The organism is Brevundimonas diminuta 3F5N (assembly GCF_900163625.1).
Taxonomy (GTDB): domain Bacteria; phylum Pseudomonadota; class Alphaproteobacteria; order Caulobacterales; family Caulobacteraceae; genus Brevundimonas; species Brevundimonas diminuta_A.
Genome location: NZ_FUIE01000058.1, coordinates 31,284 through 43,111, shown reverse-complemented (window position 1 = coordinate 43,111; position 11,828 = coordinate 31,284). Strand labels below are relative to the sequence as shown.

The window sequence follows — 11,828 nt, the reverse complement described above, 5'->3', positions numbered from 1 at the left end:
CGGCCGCGTGGTCGAGGAAGGAACCCACGACGCCCTGGTCGCGCGCGGCGGCCTCTACGCCCGCCTGGCCCGGCAGCAGTCGCTGGACAGCGACCCGGTCGCCCTGCCCCCGCTGGCTGAACTGCCCGACGAGACCGGCGCATGAGGCCGCTGCGCAACCCCGCCATCCAGAACGCCCTGGCCTGGACCCTGGCCCAATGGATGCGCTTCTGCATCGCCACCACCCGCTGGACCCATGAAGACCAGCATCTGGCCGAGGAGGTCTGGCGCGACGGCGGCGGGGTGCTGTGCGCCTTCTGGCACTCGCGCATCAGCCTGGCGCCGTCCTGCTGGCCGCGCGACCGCGCCCAGCCCGCCAAGGTGCTGATCTCCCTGTCCGCCGACGGCGAGTTCATCGCCAAGGCCGTGTCGCGTCAGGGCTTTCCGGCCGTGCGCGGCTCTTCGACCAACAAGGACAAGGCGGAAAGGGCCAAGGGCGGCACGCAGGCCCTGCGCGACGGGCTGAAACAGTTGAAGGTCGGCGCCCTGGCCCTGACCCCCGACGGCCCGCGCGGCCCCGCCCGCCAGATGGCCGAGGGCCTGCCCCTGATGGCCAAGATCTCCGGCGCGCCCGTGCTGCTGATCGGCATGTCTTGCAAACCGGCGATCCGGCTGAACAGCTGGGACCGCGCCCTGCTGCCCCTGCCGTTCGGCAAGGGCGCCGTGGTCTGGGACCGGGTCGACTGGCCCGAAGGCGGCGATCTGGCCGCCGTCGCCGCCGAGTGGGGCGAGCGCCTGACCGCCGTCGAGGCGCGCGCCGACGCCCTCACCGGGCTGGAGCGCGTCTGAGCGTGTCCTTCAGCCCCGCCCTGATCGCCTATCAGTTGCTGACCCGCCTGCTGGAGCCGCTGGCCCCGCGCCTTCTGGACGCGCGCGTCCAGAAGGGCAAGGAAGACCCCGCCCGCGTCGATGAACGGCTGGGCCAGCCCGGCATGGCGCGCCCGGGCGGGCCTCTGGTCTGGATCCACGGCGTCAGCGTCGGCGAGGCCCTGTCGATCCTTCCGCTGGCCGAGCGCATCCGCAAGGACCGGCCCGATGTGACCGTGCTGGTCACAACCGGCACCCTGACCTCGGCTCAGGTGCTGGCCAGCCGCCTGCCGCGCGGCGTCATCCATCAGTTCGCCCCGGTCGACGCTCCCTCGGCCGTCGCGGCCTTCCTCGACCACTGGCGGCCCAATGTCGGCGTCTTCGTCGAAAGCGAGCTGTGGCCGAACCTGCTGACCACGGCGCAAAAGCGCGGCGTGCCTCTGGCCCTCGTCAGCGCCCGCATCACCGACAAGACGGCGCAGGGGTGGAAGAAGGCCCCCGGCATGGCCCGCGCCCTGATGAACGGCTTTTCGCACGTCTGGCCGCAGGATCAGGACAGCGCTGACCGGCTGAGCGCGCTGGGCGCCCGCGTCGACGGTCAGGTGAACCTGAAGCTGTCCGGCGAGCCCCTGCCCTATGACAAGGGCGAGTTCGCCCGCCTGTCGGCCCTGATCGACGACCGCCCCGTCGTCGTCGCCGCCAGCACCCATGAGCATGAGGAAATGGCCATCGTCGGCGCGCTGGATCATCTGGCCGACCGCCTGTTCCTGATCGTCGTGCCACGCCACCCGGAACGCGGCGACGCCATCGCCGAAGCCCTGGCCCACGACGGCTACGGTTTCGCCCGGCGTAGTCAGGGCCAGCCGATCTGCGACCAGACCGACATCTATCTGGCCGATACGCTGGGCGAGCTGGGCCTGTTCCTGCGGCTGGCCGATGTGGTGGTCATGGGCGGCTCCTTCGCCCCGGCGCTGGGCGGCGGCGCGGTCGGCGGCCACAACCCGCTGGAGCCCGCGCGCCTCGCCAAACCCATCGTCACCGGCCCCGACGCCAGCAACTGGCAGGCCGTGACCCGGATGCTGAAACAGGCGGGCGGCCTCGTCTCCGTCCTGTCGCCCGCCGAACTGCCTTCGGTCGTCGGTCCCATGCTGGCCGATCCCGAGGCCGCCCGCGACATGGGCGAGCGCGCCCGGCGATCCGCAGAAGCAGCGGCCGCCGGGCTGGACCGCCTGTGGCTGGCGCTTCAGTCCCACCTGCCCGCCGCCCCTTCACGCAGGCGCCCATGAAACTGAACACCCCCCGCTGGTGGTACAGCCGCGACCGTCGCCACGCCCCGATGACGCGGATGATGCTGAAGCCCGCCTCCTGGCTGTGGGCGGGCGTGACGGCGCGCAGGATCGCCCGCGCCACGCCGGTCGATCCGGGCGCGGCGGTCATCTCCATCGGCAATCTGACGGTCGGCGGATCGGGCAAGACGCCCGTCGCGCGCGAGACGCTGCGTCTGCTGCGCGCCCAGGGCGTCAACGCCGCCGCCCTGTCGCGCGGCTATGGCGGCAGGCTGGAAGGCCCCGTCCGCGTCGACCTGAACCAACACACCGCCGCCGACGTCGGCGACGAACCCCTGATGCTGGCGCAGGACGCCCCCGCATGGATCGCGCGCGACCGCGTGGCGGGCGCCCGCGCCGCCGCGGCCGACGGCGTGCAGGCCCTCGTGCTGGACGACGGCCACCAGAACCCGGCGCTGAAGAAGACCCTCAGCCTGATCGTGGTCGATGGCGAGACGCGCGGCGACGAATGGCCCTTCGGCGACGGCTCCGTCTTCCCTTCCGGCCCGATGCGCGAGCCGCTGAAGGCTGGTCTGGCGCGCGCCGACGGCGTGGTTGTCATGCTGCCAACCGATGCGGACGCCGCCGATCCCGAATTGCTGGAGGTCTTCGGCGACCTGCCCGTCTTCATCGCCCGGCTGGAGCCCGCCGCCCCGCCGCCGCCCGGCCCTCAGGTCGGCTTCGCCGGCATAGCCAAGCCGTGGAAGGTCGAGCGGTCGCTGGTCGCCGCAGGCTGCGACCTCAAGGATTTCGTCCCCTTCCCCGACCACGCCGCCCTGTCCGACCGCGACTTCGCCTTCCTGAACGACCGCGCCGCCGTCTATGAGGCGGGCCTCGTCACCACCGAAAAGGACTGGGTGCGCCTGACGCCCGACCAGCGCGCCGCCGTCGCCGCCTGGCCCGTCGTCACCCGGTTCGAGGATGAGGCGGGCTTCACCGCCTTCATCATGCGCGCCCTCTGAATTTTTTCTTCTGCAATCGGCCAGCCTACTCCGGCGCCTGTGCCAGACTGCCCTGTCCGCCACAGGGGATTTCAGACGATTCAGACGAATTCGACTCTCTTTTTCCTTCTCCCCTTGAGGGAGAAGGTGGGCGCCGGAGGCGCTCGGATGAGGGGTGGCGGCGCGACATGCCGAAAAGAGGCGCGGGCTGTCGGAGCAAAATTGTCATCTGTGACGCAAACACCCCTCATCCGTCAGGCTCCGCCTGCCACCTTCTCCCTCAAGGGGAGAAGGAAACCCGCCCCCCGTCTTGACTCCCAGCCCCTCTGGACCGACACGACCCAACCATGATCACGCGCTATTCCCGCCCCGACGCCGTCGCCATCTGGTCGCAAGAGACCAAGTACAAGATCTGGTTCGAGATCGAGGCCCACGCCGCCACCAAGATGGCCGAGCTGGGCGTGATCCCCAAGGAATCGGCCGAGGCCATCTGGGCCAACGGCAAGGACGCGACCTTCGACGCCGACCGCATCGACGAGATCGAGCGCACCACCAAGCATGACGTCATCGCCTTCCTGACCCATGTGTCGGAAATCGTCGGCGAGGAAGCCCGCTTCCTGCACCAGGGCATGACGTCTTCGGACGTGCTGGACACCTGCTTCGCGGTGCAGCTGGCGCGCTCGACCGACCTGCTGCTGGGCGGCGTCGATCGCGTTCTGGCCGCGCTGGAAACGCGCGCCAAGGAGCACAAATACACCCCGACCGTCGGCCGCTCGCACGGCATCCACGCCGAGCCGGTGACCTTCGGCCTGAAGCTGGCCGGCTATCACGCCGAGTTCCAGCGCGCCAAGCGCCGCCTGATCACCGCCCGTGAAGAGATCGCCACCTGCGCCATCTCGGGCGCCGTCGGCACCTTCGCCAACGTCGATCCGGCCGTTGAACAATACGTCGCCGACCAGATGGGCCTCGCCGTCGAGCCGGTCTCGACCCAGGTGATCCCGCGCGACCGCCACGCCGCCTATTTCGCCGCCCTGGGCGTCGTCGCCTCCTCGGTCGAGCGTCTGGCCGTGGAAATCCGCCACCTGCAGCGCACCGAAGTCCTCGAAGCCGAGGAGTTCTTCGACAAGGGTCAGAAGGGCTCGTCGGCCATGCCGCACAAGCGCAACCCGATCCTGACCGAGAACCTGACCGGTCTGGCGCGTCTGGTCCGCTCGGCCGTGACCCCGGCGATGGAGAACGTCGCCCTGTGGCACGAGCGGGACATCAGCCACTCCTCGGTCGAGCGCGGCATCGGTCCGGACGCCACCATCCACCTGGACTTCGCCCTGCACCGTCTGGCGAACGTGGTCGAGCGCCTGAACGTCTATCCTGAGAACATGCAGAAGAATATCGACCGCCTTGGCGGCCTGGTCTTCTCGCAACGGGTCATGCTGGCCCTGACCCAGGCGGGCGTGTCGCGCGAGGACGCCTATGCGGCGGTTCAGGAGAACGCCATGAAGGTCTGGCGCGGCGAAGGCGTCTTCATCGACTTCCTGAAGGCCGACGCCCGCGTCACCCTCCCCCACGACGAGTTGGAGGCCCTGTTCGACCTCGGCTACCACACCAAGAACGTGGATGTGATCTTCGAGCGGGTGTTCGGGGCATGATTCCGGCAGGCGGCCTGGCGCTCAACCCCGCGCTGGTCGCCGCCGACCACGCGGAAATCTACGCCCGCGACGGCATGGTGCAGATCGGCGACTTCCTGACCGAGGAAAGCGCCGAATGGCTGGCCTCTACGCTTGAACGGGCGACGCCCTGGCAGTTGGCCCTGTCTCACCAGGGGCGCGGACAGATGCTGAAAGCCGAGGACGCCCGCGCTCTCGGCGGCGCCGAACTGCAACGCCGCGTCGCGGCCGCAAGCGCGGATGCCGCCAACGGGTTCGCCTTCGTCTATCAAGCCTACCCCATCATCAGCGCCCTGCTGGACGGTGAAGATCCCGGTCACCCGACCCATGTCCTGGCCGAGTTCTTCAACAGCCCGACCTTCCTCGCCTTCGCCCGCGCCGTGACCCGCGAGCCCAATCTGACCAAGATCGACGCCCAGGCGACCTGCTTTCAGCCGGGCAACTTCCTGACCCTGCACGACGATACGGGTGATGGAGAGCGGCGCGCGGCCTATACCCTGGGCCTGACGCGTGAATGGCGCGGGGACTGGGGCGGCCAGCTTCTGTTCCACGACGCAGGCGGCGACGTGCTGCGCGGTTTCAAGCCGCGCTTCAACGCCTGGACCGTCTTCCGCACCCCTCAGCTCCATTCCGTCTCTCAGGTGGCCAACTACGCCGCCAAGCCGCGCCTGACCGTGACCGGCTGGCTGCGGGACGACCCGCCTCAAAATCCCCGCTGAGATGACGTCCCCGGACGACGCGCGCCGGCAAGGCTTCGCCCCCGTCGTCGACGCACGCACCCGCGTCCTGATTCTCGGCAGCCTGCCGGGCGACGCCTCCTTGAAGGCGGCTCAGTATTACGCCCATCCGCAAAACGGCTTCTGGCGGCTGATCGGGGTCGTCGCCGCTCAGCCGGACCTGGCGGCCCTGCCCTATGAGGCGCGGCTGGAGCGCTTGCGGGCGACGCGGATCGGCCTGTGGGACGTGATCGCCTCGGCCGAGCGGCAGGGCAGCCTGGACGCCGCCATCCGCAACCCCGAAGGAGCCGACCTGGCCGACCTGACGGCGCGCCTGCCCGACCTGCGCGCGGTCGCCTTCAACGGCGGGACGGCGGCGCGACTGGGTCGACGCGCCCTGTCCGAAATGTCCGGCGTCGCCATTATCGACCTGCCCTCGTCCAGCGCCGCCCATGCCCGGCCCTTCGCCGAGAAACTGTCGTACTGGTCAGCCCTCGCCCCCTATCTGAGCTGAGACGAGCCTCACCGCACATCACGCGCCGCGCCGGAAAAATTGATCGAGAGCGCATCCTTTTGCGCGGGCAGCCGTATTCCTTCCCGACGCGGCCTTCCCCCGCCCGCAAGCCGACGTCGATGGAGGAATCACATGACATTCACCCGCACCACCGCCCTCGCCGTATCGTCCGCCGCCCTGCTGGCCGTGGCCGCCTGCGGCCAGAACGAGACGAAGAAGGAGCCGGCGCCGGTCGAGACCGCCCCGCCCGCCATGGCTCCCGCCACGACCGAGCCCATGGTCGGCGGCGTGGCGATGAATCCGTCCGACAACCTGGTCGCCAACGCCTCCAAGGCCCCGAACCTGACCACCCTGGTCAGCGCGATCCAGACCGCCGGTCTGACCGAACGGCTGCAAGGCCCCGGCCCCTTCACCGTCTTCGCCCCTGACAACGCGGCCTTTGACAAGATTCCCGCGGCCACGCGCGAGGGCTGGATGCAGCCCGCCCAGAAGGCGGCGCTGACCAAGCTGCTGACCTATCACGTCGTGCCCGGTCGTCTGACCGCCGCCGACATCGCCGCCCAGGCCCAGGCCAACGGCGGAACAGCCACCCTGACCACGGTCCAGGGCGAGAAGCTGATGGTCAAGGACGCCGGCGGCGGCCAGTGGCGGATCACCGACGCCAAGGGCGGAACCTCGACCATCACCCAGGCCGACGTCGCCCAGTCGAACGGCGTGGTTCACGTCGTCGATACGGTGTTGATGCCGAAATAGACGTCGGATCGAACCGACCGGCTGCGGGCGCGTTGATCAGATGCGCCCCGGCGCCTCCGGTCACTCCCGTTTCCCCGGCGGGAGGCAGATCGAAGAAGGGCCGCAACCGGCGACGGTTGCGGCCCTTCTGGGATCAGTCTGTGACGCAGATCACTCGCCGGCGCGGATCTGCTCGCGCGCGATCGAGGCCAGTTCGTCCATCTTGGAGCGCAGCTCGCCTTCGGACACGGTCATGCCCGAGGCCTTGAAGTCGCCGGCCACCTTGCGGAAGACGTCTTCCTCGCCGGGCTGTTCGAAGTCGGCGCGGACCACGGCGGCGGCGTATTGCTCGGCGCTCTCGGTCGACAGGCCCATCTTCTCGGCAGCCCACAGGCCCAGCATCTTGTTGCGACGCGCGATGGCCTTGAATTCCTGTTCCTGATCGAGGGCGTACTTGGCCTCATAGGCCTGTTCCCGATCGTCGAAGGTCGTCATGCGCGTCGTAACTCCAGTCACGGACCAGTCTCGTCCGCAAACGGCTCTATGGCCCCCGGCGCGACCGAACGCAACCAGACTTCGGTCGGACAAGCTGACCTAGGGGCGGTTCAGGATATTTGTGTCACAGACGCCCTTCGGCTAAAGGGCGCGAGGTTCTATATAGCCGCCATCGATTCAGAACCGCGCCGCCCTGACCTTCGGGCCGCGCGTTTTTCGTTTTGAGACCGTCCGTTTCCTTCCCGTCCGGGACCCGAAGATGAACACCAAGCGCAAGAAGCTCTACGAGGGCAAGGCCAAGATCCTGTACGAGGGTCCTGAGCCGGGCACGCTGATCCAGTATTTCAAGGACGACGCGACCGCCTTCAACGCGCAGAAGAAGGCGACGCTTGAGGGCAAGGGCGTCATCAACAACCGCATCAGCGAATTCATCATGTCGCGCCTGAACTCGATCGGCGTGACCAACCACTTCATCAAACGCCTGAACCTGCGCGAGCAGCTGATCCGCGAAGTCGAGATCATTCCGCTGGAAGTCGTCTGCCGCAACGTCGTCGCCGGCTCGCTGGCCCAGCGCCTGGGCCAGGAAGAGGGCACGCCCCTGCCCCGTTCGATCATCGAATTCTACTACAAGAAGGATGAGCTGAACGACCCGATGGTGACGGAAGAGCACATCACCGCGTTCAACTGGGCCACCACCCAGGAACTGGACGACATTCTGGCCATGACGGTGCGGGTGAACGACTATCTGTGCGGCATGTTCGGCGCCGTCGGCATCACCCTGGTCGACTTCAAGATCGAGTTCGGCCGCGTGTGGGAGAACGACTTCGCCCGCGTCATCCTGGCCGATGAAATCAGCCCCGACTCGTGCCGTCTGTGGGATTCGACCACGGGCGAGAAGCTGGACAAGGACCGCTTCCGTCGCGACATGGGCGACGTCATCGAAAGCTACACCGAGGTGGCCCGCCGCCTCGGCATCATGAAGGACATGCCGACCGTGATTCAGGGAGGGCTGCATTAATGGCCAAGGTTAAAGTTCACGTCTTCCTCAAGCCCGGCGTCCTGGACGTTCAGGGCAAGGCCGTCGAAGGCGCCCTGCAGGGTCTGGGCTGGAACGGCGTCGCCAACGCCCGCGTCGGCAAGCTGATCGAGTTTGACCTCGACGACGCCGTCGCCGACAAGGAGGCCGAGGTGAAGCGCATGTGCGAGACCCTGCTGGCCAATACGGTCATCGAAAGCTACCGGATCGAAGTCGCCTGAGGGCGATGACGGTTCAGACGATCAAGGCCGCTCGAAAGGGCGGCCTTTTTCTTTTCCTCCCCATGCAATGGGGAGGTGGCGCGGAGGCGCAGCCGACGTGACGGAGGGGCTACTTGGTTCCGCTGTCGTAAAGCCCCTCCACCGCTACGCGGTCCCCCTCCCCATTGCATGGGGAGGAAAGTCACCCGCACAGATAGTCGCGGCTGAGCGGCACGGCCGTCTGCTTCTTCGTCAGCTGCAGCTGGAACACCATGTGGCCCAGCTCGCGGAAGGCGACCTCGCTGGCCGCGAGATAGAACTCCCACATCCGGCAGAAGCGTTCGTCATACATGGCCAGGGCCTCGCCGCGCCTCGCCAGGAACCGCTCGCGCCAAAGCCGCAGCGTCTCGGCGTAGTGCAGCCGCAGCACTTCCATGTCCGTGACCCACAGGCCCGCGCGCTCGATGGCGGGCAGCACTTCGGACAGGGCCGGGATATAGCCGCCGGGGAAGATGTATTTGCGCACCCACGGCTGGGTTCGGTTGGGCGGCGACTTGCGGCCGATAGCGTGGATCACCGCCACGCCGTCGTCGTCCAGCAGACGGGCGACCGTGTCGAAATACTCCTGATAGTTCGGCACGCCGACGTGCTCGAACATCCCAACCGAGATGATGCGGTCGAAGGTCTGGTTCAGGTCGCGATAGTCCTGCAACCGGAAATCGACCCGGTCCGTGACGCCCAAAGCCGTCGCCCGCTCATTGGCCGTGCGGTGCTGTTCGGTGGACAGGGTGACGCCGGTCACGCGCGCTCCGCGCTCGACCATGGACAGGCCTAGCCCGCCCCACCCGGCGCCGATGTCCAGGGCGCTGTGTCCCGGCTCCAAAAGAAGCTTGTCGATCAGGCGGCGCTTCTTGGCGACCTGGGCCTGTTCCAGACTGGCGTCCGGCGTCTCGAAGAAGGCGCAGGAATATTGCAGGTCTTCGTCCAGGAACAGGCGATAGAAGTCGACCGTCAGATCATAGTGATGGCTGACGTTGCTACGCGCGTGGAGCCGGTCGTTGGCCTGCTCCGCTCCGCGCTTGAGCCGCTGCATCCAGGTCAGCTTGGGCGACCGCGGACGCAGGGCCAGTTGCGAGGTCGTCAGTTGCAGGAAGTCATAGATGCTTCCGCCCTCGATCCGGAACGTCCCGTCCATAAAGGCTTCGCCCAGCGCCAGATCGGGATTGGCGGCGATGGCGACGGCGGTCTTCATATCGGCCAGCACGGCCGTCAGTTCCGGTTCGCCCGGCCCCGCCGTCAGTTCGCGACCATCCGGAAGCCGCACCCGGATCGACCGCGTTTGAAAGGTTCGGTCCAACAGGGCTTGCAGCATCCCGTTCCTCCGCTCATCAAGACAGCTTGACCTTAGCTAGGGACAGAATGTCGCGACGCAACGTCCGTGACCAGTCTTTCGTTAGTTGGGTCGCCTGATCCGCCGCCCAAGGGAGAGCGCCGCCATGAGCTTCACCGTCACCTCGACCGATTTTTCCGACGGAGGCGTCCTGCCCGACGCCCAGGTCAAGGCGTTGGGAAACATCTCGCCGCAGCTGTCGTGGTCGGGCGCCCCCGAAGGAACCAAGAGCTTCGCCGTCACCTGCTATGATCCCGACGCCCCGACCGGCTCGGGCTTCTGGCACTGGACGGTCGCCAACATCCCGACCGATGTGAACGCTCTGGCCGCCGGCGCGGGCGCCGAGGGCGGCGCGAACCTGCCCAAAGGCGCCGTTCAAGGCCGCACCGACTACGGCGAGGCCGGTTTCGGCGGCGCCGCCCCGCCGCCCGGCCACGGCCCGCACCGCTACATCTTCACCGTCTTCGCCGTCGACGTGGATCGGCTGGACGTGAACGAGGACAACTCGGGCGCCGTCTTCGGCTTCAACCTGCACTTCCACACCCTGGCCAAGACATCGATCACGGCGACCTACGAGAACCGGGGCTGACCAGCCGACACAAAGCGTGATGACCGCTTCGACGCCGCCCCGGTTGATGCCGTGGGCGGCGTCCTTATTTTGCAACGCAACCTCCCCCTTGCTGCATCGCGACAATCCATGGCCTCTGCCGACGCTCCCTGCATCGACGATCCGCGCTACGTTGCGCCCGGCAGCGACGAGCGCATAGCCGAGCCGGGCAAGGTGGCGCTGGTGCTGCTGGCGCTGGCCATGGGCGGCTTCGCCATCGGCGTGACCGAGTTCGCGGCCATGAGCGTCCTGCCCGACTTCGCGGCGGGTCTTGGCGTCAGCGAGCCCAAGGCGGGCCATGTCATCAGCGCCTATGCCGCCGGGGTGGTGGTCGGAGCGCCGATTCTGGCCGTGCTGGGCGCGCGCCTGCCGCGCTGGCTGCTGCTGATCGGCTTCATGGCCCTGTTCGCCGTCGGCAATGCGCTCAGCGCCATCGCCCCGACCTATGAGTGGATGCTGGCCTTCCGCTTCCTCAGCGGCGTGCCGCACGGGGCCTATTTCGGCGTGGCGGCCCTGGTGGCGGCGTCGCTGGTGCCGCTCAGGCTCCGAACCCGCGCCGTCTCCACCATCCTGCTGGGCCTGACGGTCGCGACAGTGATCGGGGTGCCGGTCGCCAACGCCATCAGCCACCATTTCGGCTGGCGCTGGACCTTCGCCATCGTCAGCGTGCTGGCGGTGCTGACCATGGCCCTGGTCGCCCTGTTCGCGCCGCGCGATCCGGCCCATCCCGACGTCAGCCCCTGGCGCGAACTGGGCGCCCTGAAGCGCGGCCAGGTCTGGCTGACGCTCGGCGTCGGCGCGGTCGGCTTCGGCGGCATGTTCGCGGTCTACGCCTATCTGGCCTCGACGTTGAAGGCGGTGACGGGCGTCGGGCCGGAGGTTCTGCCTTGGGTCTTCGCCCTGTTCGGCTTAGGCATGGTGGCGGGCAATCTGCTGGGCGCCTGGGCGGCCGACCGCTTCGGCATGCTGGCGGCGGGCGGCCTGTTGCTGTGGAGCGCGGCGGCGCTGGCCCTCTACCCCTTCGCCGCGCCGCACCTGTGGGCGATGATGATCGTGGTGCTGCTGATCGGCGGCGGCGGCGGGCTGGGCTCGGTGCTGCAGACCCGGCTGATGGACGTGGCCGGCGACGCCCAGACCCTGGCCGCAGCCCTGAATCACTCGGCCTTCAATACGGCCAACGCCATCGGCCCCCTGCTGGCGGGCATGGCCGTGGCGGCGGGCTGGGGCTGGACTTCGACCGGCTGGGTCGGCGTCGCCCTGTCGCTGGCCGGTTTCGCCGTCTGGGTCGTGGCGTGGACGACAGGACGTAACACGCAGCAAAGCGACGCCTGACATTCGTCGCGAAGGGTGCTAGGAGGCCCG

13 protein-coding genes are annotated in these 11,828 nt (G+C 68.3%); 11 read left to right on the top strand and 2 right to left on the bottom strand.

What is annotated here, in order from left to right; genetic code table 11:
• Nucleotides 1–141: 141 nt before the first annotated feature.
• The 7 genes from FM111_RS11600 (at nt 142) to FM111_RS11570 (ending at nt 6,759) form a co-directional block, all read left to right on the top strand.
• Nucleotides 142–828, top strand: coding sequence for a lysophospholipid acyltransferase family protein (locus FM111_RS11600; protein WP_087141096.1), 687 nt, complete (start codon nt 142–144; stop codon nt 826–828).
• A gap of 2 nt (nt 829–830) precedes the next feature.
• Complete coding sequence (locus FM111_RS11595) at nt 831–2,132, top strand: 3-deoxy-D-manno-octulosonic acid transferase (RefSeq protein WP_087141095.1); 1,302 nt, start codon at nt 831–833, stop codon at nt 2,130–2,132.
• Nucleotides 2,129–3,133: a tetraacyldisaccharide 4'-kinase gene (lpxK, locus tag FM111_RS11590; RefSeq protein WP_087141094.1), complete on the top strand. Its 1,005-nt coding sequence runs from the start codon at nt 2,129–2,131 to the stop codon at nt 3,131–3,133. The genes FM111_RS11595 and lpxK overlap by 4 nt, the downstream gene beginning before the upstream one ends.
• Before the next feature lie 326 nt (nt 3,134–3,459).
• Nucleotides 3,460–4,758 (top strand): adenylosuccinate lyase, encoded by a 1,299-nt coding sequence (purB, locus tag FM111_RS11585; RefSeq protein WP_087141093.1) that lies wholly within the window; start codon nt 3,460–3,462, stop codon nt 4,756–4,758.
• The gene (locus FM111_RS11580; RefSeq protein WP_087141092.1) at nt 4,755–5,495 is read left to right on the top strand and encodes a 2OG-Fe(II) oxygenase family protein; all 741 of its coding nucleotides are present in this window, start codon (nt 4,755–4,757) and stop codon (nt 5,493–5,495) included. The genes purB and FM111_RS11580 overlap by 4 nt, the downstream gene beginning before the upstream one ends.
• 1 nt (nt 5,496) lies before the next feature.
• Nucleotides 5,497–6,006, top strand: coding sequence for a DNA-deoxyinosine glycosylase (locus FM111_RS11575; RefSeq protein WP_087141091.1), 510 nt, complete (start codon nt 5,497–5,499; stop codon nt 6,004–6,006).
• 132 nt (nt 6,007–6,138) lie between these two features.
• Nucleotides 6,139–6,759, top strand: coding sequence for a fasciclin domain-containing protein (locus FM111_RS11570; protein ID WP_087141090.1), 621 nt, complete (start codon nt 6,139–6,141; stop codon nt 6,757–6,759).
• A gap of 150 nt (nt 6,760–6,909) precedes the next feature.
• Here FM111_RS11570 and FM111_RS11565 read toward each other — a convergent pair whose 3' ends face one another.
• Nucleotides 6,910–7,233 carry a DUF1476 domain-containing protein gene (locus tag FM111_RS11565; RefSeq protein WP_003165778.1) on the bottom strand — a complete coding sequence of 108 codons (324 nt, stop codon included), beginning with the start codon at nt 7,231–7,233 and terminating at the stop codon, nt 6,910–6,912.
• Nucleotides 7,234–7,492: 259 nt separating this feature from the next.
• On the opposite strand from FM111_RS11565, the gene purC reads away from it, so the two are divergent.
• The gene (purC, locus tag FM111_RS11560) at nt 7,493–8,251 is read left to right on the top strand and encodes a phosphoribosylaminoimidazolesuccinocarboxamide synthase (protein ID WP_003165779.1); all 759 of its coding nucleotides are present in this window, start codon (nt 7,493–7,495) and stop codon (nt 8,249–8,251) included.
• A complete protein-coding gene (purS, locus tag FM111_RS11555) occupies nt 8,251–8,490 on the top strand; it encodes a phosphoribosylformylglycinamidine synthase subunit PurS (RefSeq protein ID WP_087141089.1) in 240 nt (79 codons plus the stop codon). The genes purC and purS overlap by 1 nt, the downstream gene beginning before the upstream one ends.
• 181 nt (nt 8,491–8,671) lie before the next feature.
• Here purS and FM111_RS11550 read toward each other — a convergent pair whose 3' ends face one another.
• On the bottom strand, nt 8,672–9,841 hold the full coding sequence (locus FM111_RS11550; RefSeq protein ID WP_087141088.1) for an SAM-dependent methyltransferase: 1,170 nt from the start codon (nt 9,839–9,841) through the stop codon (nt 8,672–8,674).
• A gap of 124 nt (nt 9,842–9,965) precedes the next feature.
• On the opposite strand from FM111_RS11550, the gene FM111_RS11545 reads away from it, so the two are divergent.
• Entirely contained in the window at nt 9,966–10,448 is a 483-nt protein-coding gene (locus tag FM111_RS11545) for a YbhB/YbcL family Raf kinase inhibitor-like protein (protein WP_087141087.1), read from the top strand.
• A 108-nt stretch (nt 10,449–10,556) separates the two neighbouring features.
• Nucleotides 10,557–11,798: an MFS transporter gene (locus FM111_RS11540; RefSeq protein ID WP_256968234.1), complete on the top strand. Its 1,242-nt coding sequence runs from the start codon at nt 10,557–10,559 to the stop codon at nt 11,796–11,798.
• Nucleotides 11,799–11,828: the final 30 nt, after the last annotated feature.